We start from the raw sequence: 17,188 nt of genomic DNA, 5'->3' as shown, positions 1-17,188 counted from the left end.
TCCCCGCACCATGATCCCTGGACCATGATATCGGCGGTCTTCATCGAACGGCCAAGGCTGGCGATCGTTATCGCCATCCTGCTGACGCTGGCCGGCGTGCTATCGCTGATGCGGATCCCGGTATCGCAATTCCCCGATATCGTGCCGCCGCAGGTGACGGTAACCGCCACCTTCACCGGCGCCTCCGCCGCCGTGGTGGAAGCCACCGTGGCGCAGCCGCTGGAGGCAGCGGTCGTCGGCGTCGACAAGATGATCTACATGAAGTCCAACAGCGCGAACGACGGCACCTATTCGCTGACCGTCAGCTTCGAGCTGGGGACCAACCCCGACATCGACACCGTCAACGTCAACAACCGCGTGCAGCAGGCCTTGGCCCGCCTGCCGCCCGAGGTGCAGCGCGTCGGCCTGACGGTGCGCAAGCGCTCCTCGGCGATCCTGGAGTTCCTGCAGTTCTACAGCGAGGGCGGCAAGCAGGATCCGCTGTTCATCAGCAACTACGTCACCATCAACGTGCTCGATCGGCTGACCCGGGTGCCCGGTGTCGGCGATGCCACGCTGTTCGGCAAGCTCGACTACTCGATGCGCATCTGGTTCGACACCAACCGGTTGACCGCGTTGAACCTGGCACCGTCCGACATCATCGCGGTGATCCAGTCGCAGAACGTGCAGGCCGCGGTCGGCCGCATCGGTGCCCGCCCGACCAGCGACAAGACCCAGTTCCAGTTGAACGTGCAGACGCAAGGCCGGCTGACCACGCCCGAGCAGTTCGGCAACATCGTCATCCGCGCCAATCCCGACGGATCGGTGCTGCGCATCAAGGACGTCGCCCGAACCGAGCTGGGCGCGGCCAACAGCGACACGCTCAGCCGGCTGAACGGCAACCCGGCGATCTCGATCGGTCTGTACTTGGCACCAGGCGCCAACGCGGTGCAGACCTCGGCCCGCGTCAGCGCGGCGCTGAACGAGTTGTCCACCCGCTACCCCGCGGGGCTCAAGTCGCGAGTGTTCTACGACAGCAGTTCGTTCGTCTCCGACACCATCCATGAAGTGGTCAAGACGCTGGCGATCGCCTTCGTCCTGGTGGTCGCTGTGGTCTACATCTTCCTGGGCAGCCTGCGCGCCACCATCATCCCGATGGTGGCCATCCCGGTCAGCCTTATCGGCACCTTTGCCGTGCTGCTGGCGTTCGGATTTTCCGCCAATACGATCTCCTTGCTGGCGATGGTGCTGGGCATCGGCGTGGTGGTCGACGACGCCATCGTGGTGGTGGAAAACGTCGAACGCGTCATGGACGAGGAGCCCGACTTGTCGCCCAAGCAGGCGACCAGGAAGGCGATGACCCAGATCACCGGCCCGGTGATCGCGATCTCGTTGGTGCTGCTTTCGGTGTTCGTCCCAATCGCCTTCATTCCCGGCCTGTCTGGCACCTTGTTCCGCCAGTTCGCAGTGACCATCAGCGTCTCGATGTTGCTGTCGGCGACCATGGCGCTGACCCTGTCGCCGGCAATGTGCGCGCTGTTCCTGCGTCATGGGCCACGCCCGCGCGGGCCGATCGGCTGGATGCTGACCGGCATCGACTACGTTCGCGACGGCTACTCCGCCGTGGTGGCGCGGCTGTTGCGCCTGGCGATCCTGTCGTTGGTGGCGATCGCCGCCGCCGCCGTCGGAATCTTCCTGATGGGCCGCATAACGCCGGCCGGCTTCCTGCCCGAGGAAGACCAGGGCGCGATCTTCACCGTGGTGCAGCTTCCCGACGGCGCCTCGGTCGAGCGCACCAAGAACGTCGTCCGGCAGGTCGAGAAGCTGATCAGGCCGATGCCCCAGGTCGATGCGGTGCTCTCGATCGTCGGCTTCTCCTTGCTCGATGGCGGCAACCAGCCGAACGCGGCGTTCCTGGTGGTGCGGCTGAAGCCGTTCGACCAGCGGACCGGCGTTGCCGACGGCGCCAAGGCGGTGATCGGCAAGATCTTCGGCGCGGCACAGCAGATCCGTTCCGCCACCGTGTTCCCGTTCAACCTGCCGCCGATCATCGGCCTGTCGACCAGCGGTGGATTCGAGTACCAGTTGGAAAACCTCGAAGGCCGACCGCCCGAGGACATGGCCAGCGTGATGCATGGCATGGTCGCCGCCGCCAACCAGGACCCGCGGCTGACCCGGGTGTTCTCCACCTTCACCGCGTCAAACCCATCGATCTGGCTCGATATCGACCGCGAGAAGGCCCAAGCGCTCGGACTGTCGGTGGCCGACGTGTTCAACGCGCTGCAGACCACGCTGGGCGGCTATTACGTCAACGACTTCAACCTGTTCGGCCGAACCTGGCAGGTCAATATCGAGGGTGAGGCGCGCGATCGCAGCGATCCATCCGAGATCTACAAGATCTACGTCCGCAACAACCGCGGCGAGATGGTGCCGCTGCGCTCGGTCGCCAACATCCGCATCCAGCTCGGGCCCCAGGTCATCAGCCGCTATAACAACTACCGCAGTGTGACTATCAATGGCGGGCCCAAACCAGGCGTATCGTCGGGCGAGGCGCTGCAGGCGATGGCGCAGATTTCGCGCGCCACGCTGCCGCCGGGCTACAGCTTCGAATGGACCGGCACCGCCTACCAGGAAAAACAAGCGGCCGGGCAGACCGGATACATCCTCGCTTTGGCCGTGCTGTTCGCCTACCTGTTCCTGGTGGCGCTGTACGAAAGCTGGATGATCCCGATCCCGGTGCTGCTGTCGGTCACCGTCGGCGTGCTGGGCGCCTTCTTCGGCCTGAAGATCGCCGGACTGTCGCTCGATCTGTACGCCCAGATCGGCATGGTGGTGCTGATCGCGCTGGCGGCGAAGAACGGCATCCTGATCGTCGAGTTCGCCAAGGAACAGCGCGAAGCCGGATTGCCGATCCGCGACGCCGCCGCGCTTGGCGCGCGAATGCGAATCCGGGCCGTGCTGATGACCTCGATCGCCTTCATCTGCGGGCTGATCCCGCTGGTCTGGGCGCAGGGCGCCGCGATGCTGAGCCGGCGCGCCGTCGGCACCGCGGTGTTTGCCGGGATGATCGTGGCCAGTTCGATCGGCGTGTTCCTGATCCCGATGCTGTATGTGGTGTTCCAGACCATGCGAGAGACGGTGAAGCGCCGCTTTGCTCCTTCGTCGCGGCACCGCCACATCGAAGGTCAATAGCGATTAGTCCGGACCTGCGGTGTCGCGCACGTTCATCCCTTCCGATGGCTGATTGTGCGTGCGCCGGCGCGCCCGGCGTCAAGTCCAAGCCGCCTGCGGCGGTCAGCCGCGAAGCTGGCTTCCACCGACGCCGGCCTTGAGGTCGGTCCTCGGCCGAAGCACAACCGAGTGCGCCATCGGGTTGCCTGATCGTCGAACACTGTTCGTCAGGTCCCGACGTTTGCCCTCAACCCCGGCCGCACCAGCGAAGCGGGGCAAGGTATCGGATGTCTCGCTGGATTTAGTCTGATACCAGCGGCCCGAAGACTTGACTCATTAGTTGGCGACGGGAAGCTGGTATCCAATTGACTTCGCAGCCGCCACGGCAACCCACGCCGCGAATGCCAGTCAGCCCGTCGGGCCGCTGGCATGAGCGTCGCGCTTCAAGCGCACTTTGGCATAAGATTCTACGACACCGCACCGGGGCGATGATCCGACCCAACAGTCCACGCCGCGCTCCGCGCCATCCTGACCAGCCCCGCCAAGGCGACCAGAGCACAAAGCGTCACCGCATTGACCAAAAACACCTGCCACACCACCCTGGCACTGAACGCCCCGCCGCTTCCGGGAAGCACATAGCCGGCCAGGTACAGACCGAACTCGAACACGGTGAACGCCGCCACGAACGGCAAACTGATCGTCAGCGGAGCGGCCCGTTGCGCCGACAGCGCCCTGGACGCGCCCGCCGCCAAGCCGCAGCAGCCACCGATCGCCAGCCCCCAGGCCACGCTGTCCCAGGTCCACGGGTAGCCCAGGACCAAATAGCCGATTGCCTGGTTGGCCAGCCAAACCACACCAACCACCGCCGCCGCGTCGCGCCCATCGAGCTTCAGCGCGGCCAGCGCGGCCAGCGCGGCGAACGGCGTGACGCAGGCGAACAACGGACTGAGAAAGGTGCCGCAGGCAACGATCAGACCGATCCAGACCACCCGGTCGGCCAGATCGGGTGCACCGTCGCTGTCAGGCAAACGTCTGTTCGCTCTCTCTGGTGGCCGAACATAATCCGGTCCGCTCACCATGTTATCAATCCCGCCGTCAGTCATTCGTTCCACCAGTTATTGGTTACACCGATCCTTAATCTCGCCAATCCGGTCTCTCGCCAGTCCCCGCTCTTGCCGTACTCTGTCTCCGCGGTCATCGATCCCGCCAGCCATCGGTTTGGCCGTTCACTGGTTCCGCCAAGCCGGTTTGCGCTTTTCCGCGAACGCCTTCGGTCCTTCTACATAGTCATCGCTCTCCATGTTTTCCCGCTGCGCCGGATAGATTGTGCGCATCGCCTGTTGCAGGGTTGGTTCGTCCATGCCGTGATAGGCCGCCTGCTTCGAGGCCCGCACCGCCTTGGGCGAGCATTCCAGGATCATCGCTGCCCAACGCCTGGCGGCCTCCAGCGCCTGGCCTTCCGCCACCACCTCCGTCACGAAGCCAAGTTCGAAGCCTTCTCGCGCCGGCACCCGACGCCCGGTCAGGATCATGCCCATCGCCTGCTTCAACGGGATCGAGCGCGGCAGCCGATGCACCCCACCTGCCCCGGCGATCAATCCGACCCGCGGTTCGGGCAGCGCGAACACCGCGTTCTCGGCCGCGACGATTAGGTCGCAGGCCAGCGCGGTCTCGAACCCGCCGCCCATGGCGACCCCGTTCACCGCAGCGATCAGCGGCTTATCCAGGTCGAAACGGTTGCAGATTCCGGCAAAGCCGCGCGGCCCGTTCGGACGCCGCTTGCCGCCGGCCTGCACCTTGAGGTCGTTTCCCGCCGAGAACGCCCGCCCCCCAGCCCCGGTGACGATGCCGACCCACAAATCGTCGCGTTCGGCGAACTCGTCCCAAATCGCCGCCAGCTCGTCGTTGGCGTCGGCGTGCAGCGCGTTCAGCACCTCCGGCCGGTTCAGCGTGACGACGCGCAGGCGGCCTTCATCCTGCACCGAACAATATTGATACGCCATCAGCCGACCACCTCGTTGCGCTTCAGTTCGGCGATCCGCGCCGGATCGAGGCGCAACCACTCCGCCAGCACCTGCTCGCCGTGCTCGCCCAGCAGCGGCGCCGGCTTGACTTCGGGCGGCCGGCCGCCGAAGCGAACGGGCCATCCGCTCATGACATAGTCGCCGATTTCGGGATGCTGCATCGTCTGGCGGATGCCGCGCTGCGCGAAAGACGGGTCGTCGGCCAGTTCGCGGGTGTCCAGCACAGCGCCCGCCGGGATCGTGGCACTGCCGACCAGGTGCATCGCGGTGTGCTTGTCGTGTCGAAGCGTCCATTCCGATACGATCAGATCGACCTCGGCGCGATGTTCGGTGCGCGCCGCCGGGCTGGAGAAGCGAGCATCACCGATCAGGTCCTCACGGCCCATGACCTTCAGCAGCCGGGTCCAGTGTTCGGGGTTGGCCGCGCTGGTGTAGATATAGACGTAGTCGTTCGGCCCCCCGCCGCTGCACGGATAGACCCCGATCGGCGGATTGCCGCCACCCACGGTCTTCGAGCCGGCACGCGGCGCGGCGCGGCCGTCGGTCCGCTCCATATAGGCGAAGGCGTTGCGGATGTAGTGCAGGATGGCGTCCTGCATGGCGACCTGCAGATGCTCCCCCTGCCCGGTCCGCAGCCGGCGCACGTAGGCGCCCAGGATCGAGGCCGCCATCAACATGCCGGTGCCGGTATCGCCGATCGTCGCCCCCGGCTTGCAGGGCGGGCCGCCCTCTTCGCCGGTGATCGACATCAGCCCGCCGCAGGCCTGCGCGATCATGTCGAACGCAAGGTTGTTCTGGAACCGGCTGCCGGCGCCGAAGCCTTTCACCTGGCAGTAGATGATTGCCGGATTGATGTCCCGGATCACGTCATAGCCGAGCCCCAGGCGCTCGATCGCGCCGGGCGCGAAATTCTCGATCATGACGTCGGCGGTGGCGGCCATTTGCTTGACCAGGTCGAGTCCGTGCGGGTGCTTCAGATTGACCGCGACCGAACGCTTGTTGGCGTTGTACTGCAGGAAGTAGAACGCATCATGGGCGCCCCTGCCGCCGGACGACCGACCCGGATCGCCGACTTTCGGGTTCTCGATCTTGACCACGTCGGCCCCCATCCAGGCCAGCGCCTCGGTGCAGGACGGCCCGGCCTCGAACTGGGTCAGGTCCAGGATCTTCAGCCCTGATAGGCAGTTTTCTCCGCTCATGGCCGCTATTCCTCCAGTGTTTCCGCCACGCTACGCCCTTGCCGCGACCGGCGTCGAGAGCGGCAGCCGGTCCCCCCCGCCCGGGTGCGGGGCATTTGTCAAAGACGCTTGCCTTCCGGCCCGCGAGAAGCCAGCCTTCAGGTCATGGTGGATCCGGTGAGCCTGAACAACTATCGCGACGACACGCTGTGGGCCGTGGTCGCCTCGATCGGCCGAAAAACCCGCGTCGCCGAGGTGTTTTCCAGCCGCCTTGCGGCGCTCGCCGACAAGGCCTGGCGCGAACAGCAGGTCGATGCCTACGCCAACTTCCTGCGCAACAGCCGCCAGCCGACGCCGCTCTATCACGTCAGGCCGATCCGACGGTCGGATCTGCCACGATCGTGGCAGCCGTTGCCGGCACTGGGGTTCTTGCACGGCAAGTTGCTTTAGCAGGCTGGGGGAAGTCGGCGGAAATCGAATTTCACGCCTGCATGCCCCTGCCTCTCGCTTCTATGATCGCGTGCTGGCGGTGACCGCCTGAGCGAACTATCCCGGGTCCGATTCGGCCGAGAACGACAACACAACGCACGGGCGGACGCGATCGTGTCGTGCCGCGCGACAGCCAGCAGATGGCAGCCTGGCGCGTGACCCGCCCGCGACCGATCGGGGGGCGGTTATGGGTAGGTGATGTCGACGACTTCCAGGAACTCGGGCCCGCGCGGCGTACGCACGGACACCTCGTCGCCGCGCCGGGCCCGCAACAGAGCTAGCGCGACCGGCGAGCCGATGCTGATTTTGCCCGCGGCCATGTCGGCCTCGTCGATGCCGACGATGGTTACCGTGACTTGCTCGTCACGCTGGTTGGCGTAGGTCACGGTGGCGCCGAAGAATATCCGGTCGCGCCGGGTCTGCTGCGCCGGGTCGACCACCTCGGCATGGGCGATACGATTGATCAGAAAACGCAGGCGGCGGTCAATCTCGCGCAGCCGGCGCTTGCCTTCCTTGTAGTCGGCGTTCTCGCTGCGGTCGCCGTTGCCGGCGGCCCAGGCAACGATCTCCACCACACGGTGCCGGTCGGCGCGGGTCGCCGCCAGCTCCGCTTGCAGCCGCTGGTGACCCAACGGCGTCATGTGGAATATTCCACCGGGTAGTTGCGGTGGCGGCGCGTCATCGGGTTCATCGTCCATGCGACGGCAATCAACCGACAAACCGGGTGTCGATCAATCCTTGCGATGACCGACATCCGGCCGCATCAAGCGCCAACAGGCCTTGCATCGGACCAGCGGGTCTAATATCGCGGCGCCATGTCTGATCCCGCCGTCTCGGCTGAAGCCGAAATCCGCCGCCTGCTCGACATCATGGCCGCGTTACGCGATCCCGCGACGGGCTGCCCGTGGGACAGGACGCAAAGCTTCGAGACCATCGCGCCTTATACCATCGAGGAAGCCTATGAGGTCGCCGATGCGATCGCGCAGCGCGATTTCTCCGCGCTGCCCGACGAGCTTGGAGACCTGCTGTTCCAGGTCGTCTATCACGCTCGGATTGCCGAGGAGGCTGGGCTTTTCGGGTTCGCCGAGGTCGCGAAATCTATCAGTGACAAGATGATACGGCGCCATCCTCATGTGTTTGGCGAAGCCGCCGCGCGCGATGCCTCGGCACAGACAGCGGCCTGGGAGGTGCAGAAATCCGCCGAACGGGCGGCGCGGCGGCAATCGGGCACTCTGGCCGGCGTGCCGACCGCCCTGCCCGCCTTGACCCGAGCGCTGAAGCTGACCGCCCGGGCAGCCAGGGTTGGTTTCGATTGGCCCGACGCCGACCAAGTTCTGGCGAAACTTGACGAGGAAATTCAGGAGCTTCGCGACGAACTTTCAGACGCCGACCCAGCTCGCTTGAGCGATGAAGTGGGCGATCTGTTGTTCGTTCTGGCCAATCTGGCGCGCAAGCTCGATCTGGATCCGGAAACTTGCCTGCGTCTGGCGAACGAGAAATTCTACCGCAGGTTCAACGCCATGGAGCGTGTTTTTGAAGCCGAGGCAAAGAACCTGTCCGAGTTGTCGCTGGCGGAAATGGAGACGGGGTGGCAGACGGTAAAGGCGGCGGAGCGGCGGTGACGCCGCCCTATCTGGCCAGGTGAACGGCTGCCGCTATTATCCCCGGGTCAGCACGATGTCGAACGTCACCTGCTGCGACCCCGGCTCCTTGCCGGCGGCCGGCGACGGGTCGGTGATCAGCAGGTCCTTGCGGCTGGCGCTGTTCAGCCAACTATCGGTTTCGTTGTAGCGGTCACCCCTGAAATACATCTGAGTGACGAGTTGCTCGTATTTCGCGGTCACCGAGAAGTGGATGTGCGCCGGTCGCCACCGCCCCGGAGCCGCCGGATAGGCGGAGGGCCGGATGGTCTTGAACGTGTAACGTCCCTGCCCGTCGGTGCTGGTCACGGCAAAACCGTTGAAATTTTCGTCCAGCGCAGCCTCGGTGTTTTCGTCGTTCGGGTGCGGATAGCGTCCGGCGGCGTTGGCTTGCCAGATCTCCACCTTGGCGCCGGCCACCGGCTGGCCATTGTCCGCCAGGACCCGTCCCGAAAGATACAGAATGGTGCCCTTGGCCTGGCCGCCACCGGTCAGGTCACCGCTGTCGGTCGGCGTCAGCATGAACGGATAGAACGGCCCAAGAATCTGCGGAGGTGTGCGCGGCAGTTTGGCGGTCGTTTGGCTGGTTGCGACATCGGCCATGGTGTTTACTCCCTGAATATGGCCGATCAGCGCCCATACCGGTCGCTGTCCGGCGGTATCGGCGATATGGTGGCGCCATGCTGAGTGATGTGCAACGGCGTTTTATCGACCGCGGCCGGGTGGCGCACCTGGCGACGGCGGATCGTGCCGGCGCGCCGCATTTGGTGCCGGTGTGTTTCTGCCTGAGCGAGCTGTCGCTTTACATCACGATAGACGAGAAACCGAAACGTGGCGACATCAAGCCGAAGCGCATCCGCAACATCGAAGAAAACCCGGCGGTGGCGGTGACGGTGGACGTCTGGGACGAGGACTGGTCCCGGCTGGGCTGGATCATGCTGCGGGGGCCGGCCGAGATCCTGGCCGCGGGCGAAGAGCACGACCAGGCACAACAGCAGTTGCGCCGGCGCTACCCACAATACCGTGCGATGAAGCTTGGCCCGCTTCCGGTCATCGCGGTCCGCACCCGCCGCGTGCTGTCATGGGGCGCGCTCGGCTAGGGTATTATGGTGTCTGGTTGACCCGATAATACCCCGCTAGTCATTGTTTTAGCGAGCGATTCACGCTTTTGGTGATGCCACCAAAAGCGATCGCGCGCTAGGTCCGCGTGGGCGCCGTCCGGCGCTCGGCCCAGTTTTGCGCCGCCCGGCGCTCGGCCCAGCTTTGCGCCGCCCGGCGCTTGGCCCGGCGTTGGGTCGGGGCTCAGCGTGCGGCGGCCAGGACCCGGTCGACGAAGCCCTGCGCACTGCCCAGGTAGTTGGCCGGATCGATCAGTTTCTCGATCGCGGCGCGGTCGAGGCGGCCCGACACCGCCGGGTCTCGCGCCAGCGCATCGGCGAGCGGTAGTTTCTCGGCCAAGGCGATATCGCAGGCCCGTTTGACGATGTGATGCGCCTCGCCGCGACCGAGCACGGGGGCCAGGCCCATCATCACCGCCTCCGAAACGATCAGGCCGTGGGTCAGGTCGAGGTTGGCCCGCATCTGCGCCGCATCGACCACCATGCCCTCGGCGATCGCCCTGGTGTGCAGCAGCGCGCCGTGGGTGAGGACGAAGGCTTGCGGCAACGCCAGCGCCTCGGCCTGCCAGGGGCCGGTGGCGCGTTCATGGTCCTGCGCCATGGCACCCTGCATGACCGGGACCAGGGCCTGGACCATGCGGGCTGCGGCCAGGATGTATTCCGAGGCGATCGGATTGCGCTTCTGCGGCATGGTGGAGGACTGGCCGCGTCCGGCGACATAAGGTTCGGCGACTTCGCCCACCTCGGTCTGCGCCAGCAGGATGATATCGGTGGCGATCTTTGCCAACGAGCCGGTAACCAGGCCGAGGAAGCTGACGGTTTCCGCCGGCGCGTCGCGGCAGACGTGCCAGGGGGCGAGCGGGGCCGCCAGATCGAGTTCCTCGGCCAGCGCCTGCATCACGGCGATGCCCTGGTCCCCGAGCGAGGCCAGGGTCCCGGCGGCGCCGGCGAATTCGACCTGCTGGACGCGAATCCTGAGTTGTCGCAGCCGATCCAGATGGGTCAGGAACGGCATCGCCCAGACCGCGCATTTCAGGCCGAAGGTGACCGGAAGCCCCTGTTGCAGGTGGGTGCGCCCGGCCATCACGGTATTACGGTGTGTGTCGGCCTGGGCGATCAGCGCAGTCAGGATCGCGCCCAGGTCGGCTTCGATCAGGTCCAGGCCTTCGCGGACCTGAAGCACGGTGGCGGTGTCCATGATGTCCTGCGTGGTGGCACCCCAATGCGTCCAGGCCCCCGCCTCTCCGGCCGCCTTGGACAGTCCGGCGACCAGGCCGACGACCGGATAGCCGACGTTGCGGGCGCTGGCGGCGAGGTCCTCGGTGCGGAGGTTTTCGATGCTTGCCGCGGCGACGATCGCCTGGGCCGCGGCCTCGGGGATGATGCCGAGACGGCCTTGAACCCGGGCAAGTGCGGCCTCGACATCGAGCATGCGCTGGAAATAGCGCGACTCGTCGAACACCGCTCGCATCGCGTCGCTGCCGTAGAGCGTGCCCAGGATGGGGCTGTCGGCGGGGTTGACGGCCATGACGGCTGCTCCTGGTTACAAGGCAGCGGTTTAGCCAGAGAGCGTCGCCGGATGCAACGGGCCGGCAGCCCTGGCTTCCCTGTGCGCCGGACTCCACGCAGCAGAAGAGGTCAGAATGAAAAATTCATCGGCAGGACCGGGCCATTCGCTTGGCCGGGTTGCCCCGTTGCAGCCACGTCATGACCCGTCTTCCAGCAATTCGTCGAGTGTCGCCGAGCAGACCTCCGGCACCGCCAGAGAGACTGGCAGGGGAGGTTGTCCGTCGATCGTCTCAGGCAGCGCCCGCAGTGCCTGGCGATAGATCCGGTTCAGATCGAGGCGTTGCCGCATCGACGGCGCGAAGCCGTTTGCCGCCTGGGCGCGGAATACGCGTGCTTGGGAGCGTTAGTGCGCCACGTCACGCGACACCGTCCAGATTTCGGCCTTCGGCATATGGAGCAATGCGCGCAGCAGGAGGGACCCGACGGCGTGGTGTTTTTCCTTTCCGACGCTCTCGATTTCCTCGATGATGTTTCCCCGATCCACTTGGTCGTTGCTTCGCGTGCCGGCGGCAACTCTTCGGAGCGGGTCAGCCAGGCGTTCGGACCAGACCAATATGTCGGTGTCATCCTCGGTCATCGTAGACTCCGATTTGCCGCCAGCATCGCCGTTCCGCGCGGCGTCAGTTCGATCCGGATCGGTCGGTCGGCGCTGCGGGTCACCAGGCCCGCATCGATCGCGTCCTCCCATACCGTCAGCCGGGGACACGATGTGCGCCAGGCCTCCATCACATCAGCATAGTCGCGCGGTCGCGCCGCCAGCCAGGCCAGAAAATCCCGCGTCAGCGGAAGAAGCACATCGGACATGGCGGCCTCGCTTTCGACGACCAGGGGAAGAAGATGCCTGTCCGGCGCATCGGTTGTCCACTACACCTGGATTGCCGGGGCGCGCCGCAACGCCCAGAAGGCGATTCCGCCGGCGATGTAGAATACGATCGACAGGCTGAACGCGACCCGATAGCTGCCCGTGGTGTCGAACACGTAACCGGCCAGCCAGGACCCTCCGGCCGCGCCCAGGCCGGTGCCGATGGTGATCACGCCAAGGATCGCGCCCAGATTCGGGCCGGGAAACAAATCCGCCGTCTTGGCAGTGATCGCCGGGCCTCTTGCGCCCCAGGTCAACCCGAAGAAGCAGGCGTGCAACCAAAGCAGCAAATGCTGATCGGGCGAGGTGATGAGCAGGCCGAAAATCACCCCCAGGATCGATACACCGTAGGTGACCACCGCCGATACCTCGCGCCCGACATAGTCGGACAGCGTGCCGGTCACGATCACCCCCGGCAGCGACAGGAACGCGCCCGTCCCCAGCACTTCGGCGGCGTAGAGCTGGTTGAACCCGACATTCACCGCGAACGCCAGTTGATGCAGCGCGACCAGGAAACTGCCCAGGCCGGTGAACAGATAGACCGAGAACAGCAGCCAGAAGTGCGGCGTCCGCACCGCCTGGCGGACGGTCCAGCCGTCGGCGTCTGTAGCGCCCTGGCGACGCCCGACCCGCCCCACGCCACGAAACAGCGAGGCCAGCGGCAGCACCAGGACGGCCATGAACACGCCCTGCCACAGATAGGCGCCGCGCCAGCCGAGGTCCGAGATCATCAGCGTCGCGGCCGGCGCCGAGAACGCCCTGGCAAAGCCGTTGGCCGACTGGACGACGGACACCGCCATGCCTCGGTTGCGCACGAAGTACCGCGACAGCAGCGGCACGAACACCACCAGACCGAGGCAGTTGGCACCCAGCGTCATGACCACGCCGTACAGCACGACGATGTGCCAGAGTTGGGTCGCCCAGGAATTGGCCAGCAGTCCCGCGGTCAGCAGCGAGCCGCCGATCAGGATCAGGCGTCCCGGTCCCAGACGGTCGACCAGCCATCCCACCAGCGGTGAACTGATCCCGCTGACGATCTGCGACACCGCATAGGCGATCGAGACCTCGGCTCTGGACCATCCGAAGGCCTGGATGAAGGTCACCAGGAACACGGTATAGGCGTACATGAAGCCGGCGCCGATGGAAAAAGTGCCGAAGGCGGCGGCCAGCAACAGCCAGAGGCGGGCGTTGGAGAACGGTTTCAGATCCGACATCGGACAACCATGTCTGCCTCGGCCCCGGTTGCCCAGCCCCGCGCGGGCGCGACAAGTGTGTGGTGACAGTTTGCATCGCAGGTCCGCGATGCGGTCGGTGTCGCCTGGTCTTCGCCTGTCGTGGTGCCGTTGCCCTGCCGATGGAGACCTGGGGTTGGCCGGTTGGGATGTAGTTGCCCGACCGGGCGCGGCGATGGCACGCTGTCGCCGCCACGGAAACGGAGCACCAGGATGCCGAACCTGATACACAGCCACTCGCGGTGGGGACCAACCGACCAGATCGGCGCCGGCAATCTGCTGACCGCGGAAAAGCGGCTGGCGGCGCTTGCCTCGGTGCGGCGGGGCCAGGTGTGGGACCTGAGCCACGACATCTTCATGGGCGCGCCGTTCATGGCGCCGAACCAGACCCCGTTCCTGATGTCGATTTTCGGATCCTGGCGCGACACCATCAAGCGCCGTCGCCGGATGGGCGCGACCAACGACGCCGGGACCAATCTGGAACGCATCGAGATGACCGCCCATGTCGGCACCCATATCGATGCGCTTGGGCATTTTTCCAACGGAGAGATGCTGTACAACGGCAACCCGGCGGCCGAGGTGGTGACGGATTGGGGTCTGGACCGTTTGGGCATCGAACATGCGCCGCCGATGATTACGCGAGCGGTGCTGTTCGACGTCGCCGGCGGGTCGCATCTCGGCCCGGGACAAACTGTCTCGCCCGATGACCTGAAGCGCGCCGCCGACCACGGCGGGTTCGCGGTCGAGCCTGGCGATATCGCGCTGATCCGCACTGGCTGGGGGCGATACTTCGGCGTCGACAACGCTCGATACCTGGAAGGTGAACCGGGCTTGGACGTGCCGGCGGCGAAATGGCTGATCGATCAGGGCATCGTGGCGATCGGTGCCGACAACATGGCGGTCGAGGTGCTGCCGAACCCGGATAAGACACTGCTGATGCCGGTGCACCAGTTCGCCCTTGCGGAGTGCGGCGTGTACCTGATCGAGAACCTGGCGCTGGAGGAACTGGCGGCGGCGCGGATCCACGCCGCCTGCTTCATCCTGCTGGCGACCAAGATCCGCGGTGCGACGGGTGCGCCGGTGCGTCCGGTGGTGATCGTGTAAGAAATGATTTGCCACGCCGCGCCGGTGATCGCCACGCCGGTGATCGCTCGGGCAATGCTCGTTCAGCGCACAGGCCCTGGCGGAAGGCGAGCGCATCCGCCCGCACCGACAACGGCGCTGAAAGGAACGCGATGCTGACCATCTGGGGGCGCACCAGTTCGTTCAACGTCCAGAAAGTTCTGTGGCTGACCGGCGAACTCGGGCTCGCGCACCGGCACATACCGGCGGGAGGCGACTTCGGCCTGCTGGACACGCCCGAGTTCCTGGCGATGAACCCGCACGGACGCGTGCCCGTGATCAAGGACGACGAGGCCGTGGTGTGGGAGAGCCACGCCATCCTGCGCTATCTGGCGGCGACCTACGGCCGGGACCGGTTCTGGGCCGATGGTCCGGCGCGGCGTGCCGAAGCCGAGCGCTGGATGGATTGGTCACAGACCAGCCTGCAGCCCGACTTCCTCAACGGCGTGTTCTGGGGTTTCTACCGCACGCCCAAGCCGCTGCGGGACATGCGCGCCGTGGCGGCCAAGATCGCCGATTGCGGCCAGCACATGCGGCTGCTTGACCGGGTGCTCTCGGACCAGCCGTTCCTGGGCGGCGAGGCGCCGAACCTGGCCGATATCCCGGCCGGCACGGTGCTGTATCGCTACTTCGGCTTGGACATCGACCGGCCCGATGTGGCGAATGTGGCGGCATGGTACGCCCGCCTGCGGAAGCGCCCGGCGTATCGCGAGCACGTCATGGTCCCGTTCCAGGAGCTTGAGGGCAGGCTGGAGTACTGAAGTCGGCATCGCGGCTGACGCGGTGTCGGGCCGGGGCGCCACAGTCGGAAAGCCCCCGGTTCATGACGGTCGGCCCTTGGCGCGCCGCGCGGACCCGGCTAGCGTCCGGCGGTCCGGGCAATGCCCGGCAAGCAAAAAGTCTTGGCGGTGATGGTACGGCCGAGTCCGGGAAGGGGTAAACGATGACGTCGAAGTCTATGAAAGGATGGCTGCCGGTTCTTGCCGGCGGTCTGTTGCTGACCGTCTCGGTGGCGCATGCGGCCAGTCCGGCTCGCGGGGTGACCAACAGTGAAATCGTTATCGGACAGGCCTCTGACCTGTCGGGTGTCACCGCCGTCCAGGGGGTCAACAACACCGACGCCATCCGCATGGCTTTCGACGAAGCCAATGCCGCCGGCGGCGTCAACGGCCGCAAGATCAAGTTCATTGCCGAGGATATGCAATACACCGTACCGCGCGCGGTTCAGGCGATGAACAAGCTGCTGAACAACGACGACATCTTCCTGGCGATCGGCGACGGCGGCACGCCGATGAACGACGCCAACATGCCGGCGCAGTTCGCCAAGGACGTGCCGAACATGTTTCCGCTGACCGCCGCGCGGTCGATGTATGAGCCCTACAACCGGCTGAAATTCGCGCAATTCGCTTCGTACTACGATGAAATGCGGTCGGCGGTGAAGTATTTCGCGCAAACAAAGGGACGCAAGAAGTTCTGCGTGTCGTATCAGGATTCCGACTTCGGCAAGGACGTGCTCGCCGGCGTGGTCGCCGAGACCAAGGCGCTGGGCATGCAGGTCGTCGCCACCACGGCGCATCGCCCGACCGACACCGATTTCAACGGCGCGATGGAAAAGCTGCACGATGCCGGCTGTGACGCGATCATGATGGGCACCATCGTGCGCGACACCAACATCATCATCCAGACGGTGCGCAAGATGGGCTGGAATGTCGATCTGGTTGGCCAGTTCGCGTCCTATGACACCGCGATCGCGTCACTGCCCGGCGGCGCCACCGAGGGCTTCTACTGCATGACCCCTGCCCTGTACGCCTATCCGGACGACCCGCGTCCGGCGGTGCAGGAGTTCGCCAAGAAATACAAGGCGCGCTACGGCCGCGAGCCGAACTTCCACGGCGAAGTCGGATACACCGCCGCTCACCTGGTTCTGCTCGGACTGCAGAACGCCGGCAAAGACCTGACGGTCGACGGTTTCATCAAGGGCATGGAGAGCATCCACGACTACACGGATATCTTCGGCTCGAAGTTTTCGTTCGGGCCAGATCAGCATCATGGATCGACCCGCTCGTTCCTGACCGTGGTGAAGAACGGCCGCTGGGTGCCGGTCGAACAGGAGGCGCTGGCCTATTGATCCAGATCCGGCTCGCTGGGCCGAAGGTCCAAAGCGGCTGGATCAATCAAGCAGGCGGGTCCGCACCGCCGTCATGATGGCGGTGTGGACGTCTGCGATATTCGCTGACGCGTCCACCAGCACGCAGCGCTTCGGTTCGGCGGCGGCGATTTCGCGAAACCCTTGGCGGACCCGGGCATGAAACGCCGCATCCAGGCGTTCGTAACGGTCGGAGCCACCGCCTCGCCGGCGGATCCTTTGGCTGGCGACCGGTTCGCCGAGGTCCAGCACGATGGTCAGGTCCGGCGCCACCTCTGAGCGGTCGATCAGCAGGGTAATGAGGTCGCGCTCCGCTCCCTGGCCATAGCCCTGATAGGCCAGGGTGGAGTCGTGGAACCGGTCGCAGACCACCCACTTGCCGGCACGCAGCGCGGGCAGGATGGTATTTGCCAGATGTTCGGCCCGTGCGGCGAAATGCAGCAGCGTTTCGGCCCGCGGCACCCAATCGATCGACCCGTCCAGCAGGATGCCGCGCAGCAGTTCGGCTCCCGGCGCGCCGCCCGGTTCCCGGGTGCGGATGACCTGCATCCCCAGCGCGATCAGCGCGTCCGCCAACAAGGCGGATTGGGTCGTCTTGCCGGCACCCTCGCCGCCCTCAAGCGTGATGAAACGGCCTGCTGTCATGCGCCGACCAGGC

General features: G+C 65.7%; 18 protein-coding genes. 7 read left to right on the top strand and 11 right to left on the bottom strand.

The window, feature by feature from the left end:
• Window positions 1–24 precede the first annotated feature (24 nt).
• Complete coding sequence (locus ACQY4Y_RS19895; RefSeq protein ID WP_428492321.1) at window positions 25–3,171, top strand: efflux RND transporter permease subunit; 3,147 nt, start codon at window positions 25–27, stop codon at window positions 3,169–3,171.
• Window positions 3,172–3,617: 446 nt separating this feature from the next.
• Here the strand turns inward: ACQY4Y_RS19895 and ACQY4Y_RS19890 are convergent, their stop codons facing one another.
• The 3 genes from ACQY4Y_RS19890 to ACQY4Y_RS19880 form a co-directional block, all read right to left on the bottom strand.
• Window positions 3,618–4,178 carry a hypothetical protein gene (locus tag ACQY4Y_RS19890; RefSeq protein ID WP_428492320.1) on the bottom strand — a complete coding sequence of 187 codons (561 nt, stop codon included), beginning with the start codon at window positions 4,176–4,178 and terminating at the stop codon, window positions 3,618–3,620.
• Window positions 4,179–4,376: 198 nt separating this feature from the next.
• A complete protein-coding gene (locus ACQY4Y_RS19885) occupies window positions 4,377–5,153 on the bottom strand; it encodes an enoyl-CoA hydratase-related protein (protein WP_428492319.1) in 777 nt (258 codons plus the stop codon).
• Window positions 5,153–6,373: a CaiB/BaiF CoA transferase family protein gene (locus ACQY4Y_RS19880; protein WP_428492318.1), complete on the bottom strand. Its 1,221-nt coding sequence runs from the start codon at window positions 6,371–6,373 to the stop codon at window positions 5,153–5,155. Before ACQY4Y_RS19880 ends, ACQY4Y_RS19885 begins: the two co-directional genes overlap by 1 nt.
• Window positions 6,374–6,517: 144 nt before the next feature.
• Between ACQY4Y_RS19880 and ACQY4Y_RS19875 the strand changes: the two genes are divergently transcribed.
• Window positions 6,518–6,802, top strand: coding sequence for a hypothetical protein (locus ACQY4Y_RS19875; RefSeq protein ID WP_428492317.1), 285 nt, complete (start codon window positions 6,518–6,520; stop codon window positions 6,800–6,802).
• 224 nt (window positions 6,803–7,026) lie between these two features.
• Here ACQY4Y_RS19875 and greB read toward each other — a convergent pair whose 3' ends face one another.
• Window positions 7,027–7,539: a transcription elongation factor GreB gene (gene greB / locus ACQY4Y_RS19870; protein ID WP_428492316.1), complete on the bottom strand. Its 513-nt coding sequence runs from the start codon at window positions 7,537–7,539 to the stop codon at window positions 7,027–7,029.
• A 117-nt stretch (window positions 7,540–7,656) separates the two neighbouring features.
• Here greB and mazG point away from each other — a divergent pair, with 117 nt between their 5' ends.
• A complete protein-coding gene (mazG, locus tag ACQY4Y_RS19865; protein WP_428492315.1) occupies window positions 7,657–8,463 on the top strand; it encodes a nucleoside triphosphate pyrophosphohydrolase in 807 nt (268 codons plus the stop codon).
• Between the two features lie 36 nt (window positions 8,464–8,499).
• On the opposite strand, the gene ACQY4Y_RS19860 is transcribed toward mazG, so the two are convergent.
• Window positions 8,500–9,084: a hypothetical protein gene (locus tag ACQY4Y_RS19860; RefSeq protein ID WP_428492314.1), complete on the bottom strand. Its 585-nt coding sequence runs from the start codon at window positions 9,082–9,084 to the stop codon at window positions 8,500–8,502.
• A gap of 77 nt (window positions 9,085–9,161) precedes the next feature.
• On the opposite strand from ACQY4Y_RS19860, the gene ACQY4Y_RS19855 reads away from it, so the two are divergent.
• Window positions 9,162–9,581, top strand: a complete 420-nt coding sequence (locus ACQY4Y_RS19855) for a TIGR03668 family PPOX class F420-dependent oxidoreductase (protein WP_428492313.1) — start codon at window positions 9,162–9,164, stop codon at window positions 9,579–9,581.
• 202 nt (window positions 9,582–9,783) lie between these two features.
• Here the strand turns inward: ACQY4Y_RS19855 and ACQY4Y_RS19850 are convergent, their stop codons facing one another.
• From ACQY4Y_RS19850 to ACQY4Y_RS19830, 5 genes are all read right to left on the bottom strand, one after another.
• Window positions 9,784–11,127, bottom strand: coding sequence for a class-II fumarase/aspartase family protein (locus tag ACQY4Y_RS19850; RefSeq protein WP_428492312.1), 1,344 nt, complete (start codon window positions 11,125–11,127; stop codon window positions 9,784–9,786).
• Between the two features lie 177 nt (window positions 11,128–11,304).
• Window positions 11,305–11,457: a hypothetical protein gene (locus ACQY4Y_RS19845; RefSeq protein ID WP_428492311.1), complete on the bottom strand. Its 153-nt coding sequence runs from the start codon at window positions 11,455–11,457 to the stop codon at window positions 11,305–11,307.
• A 54-nt stretch (window positions 11,458–11,511) separates the two neighbouring features.
• The gene (locus tag ACQY4Y_RS19840; RefSeq protein ID WP_428492310.1) at window positions 11,512–11,745 is read right to left on the bottom strand and encodes a DUF29 family protein; all 234 of its coding nucleotides are present in this window, start codon (window positions 11,743–11,745) and stop codon (window positions 11,512–11,514) included.
• Window positions 11,742–11,972 carry a hypothetical protein gene (locus ACQY4Y_RS19835; RefSeq protein ID WP_428492309.1) on the bottom strand — a complete coding sequence of 77 codons (231 nt, stop codon included), beginning with the start codon at window positions 11,970–11,972 and terminating at the stop codon, window positions 11,742–11,744. The genes ACQY4Y_RS19840 and ACQY4Y_RS19835 overlap by 4 nt, the downstream gene beginning before the upstream one ends.
• Before the next feature lie 60 nt (window positions 11,973–12,032).
• Complete coding sequence (locus ACQY4Y_RS19830) at window positions 12,033–13,244, bottom strand: MFS transporter (protein WP_428492308.1); 1,212 nt, start codon at window positions 13,242–13,244, stop codon at window positions 12,033–12,035.
• Between the two features lie 231 nt (window positions 13,245–13,475).
• On the opposite strand from ACQY4Y_RS19830, the gene ACQY4Y_RS19825 reads away from it, so the two are divergent.
• The 3 genes from ACQY4Y_RS19825 (at window position 13,476) to ACQY4Y_RS19815 (ending at window position 16,512) form a co-directional block, all read left to right on the top strand.
• Window positions 13,476–14,366, top strand: a complete 891-nt coding sequence (locus tag ACQY4Y_RS19825) for a cyclase family protein (protein ID WP_428492307.1) — start codon at window positions 13,476–13,478, stop codon at window positions 14,364–14,366.
• Window positions 14,367–14,497: 131 nt separating this feature from the next.
• Entirely contained in the window at window positions 14,498–15,145 is a 648-nt protein-coding gene (locus ACQY4Y_RS19820; protein ID WP_428492306.1) for a glutathione S-transferase family protein, read from the top strand.
• 182 nt (window positions 15,146–15,327) lie between these two features.
• Entirely contained in the window at window positions 15,328–16,512 is a 1,185-nt protein-coding gene (locus ACQY4Y_RS19815) for an ABC transporter substrate-binding protein (protein WP_428492305.1), read from the top strand.
• Between the two features lie 42 nt (window positions 16,513–16,554).
• Here ACQY4Y_RS19815 and tmk read toward each other — a convergent pair whose 3' ends face one another.
• Entirely contained in the window at window positions 16,555–17,175 is a 621-nt protein-coding gene (gene tmk / locus ACQY4Y_RS19810; protein ID WP_428492304.1) for a dTMP kinase, read from the bottom strand.
• Between the last annotated feature and the right edge of the window lie 13 nt (window positions 17,176–17,188).

It is taken from the genome of Rhodopila sp. (assembly GCF_965277165.1).
Taxonomy (GTDB): domain Bacteria; phylum Pseudomonadota; class Alphaproteobacteria; order Acetobacterales; family Acetobacteraceae; genus Rhodopila.
Note: the sequence above shows the minus strand (reverse complement) of the source record. Positions and strands in the feature narration are given on the sequence as shown.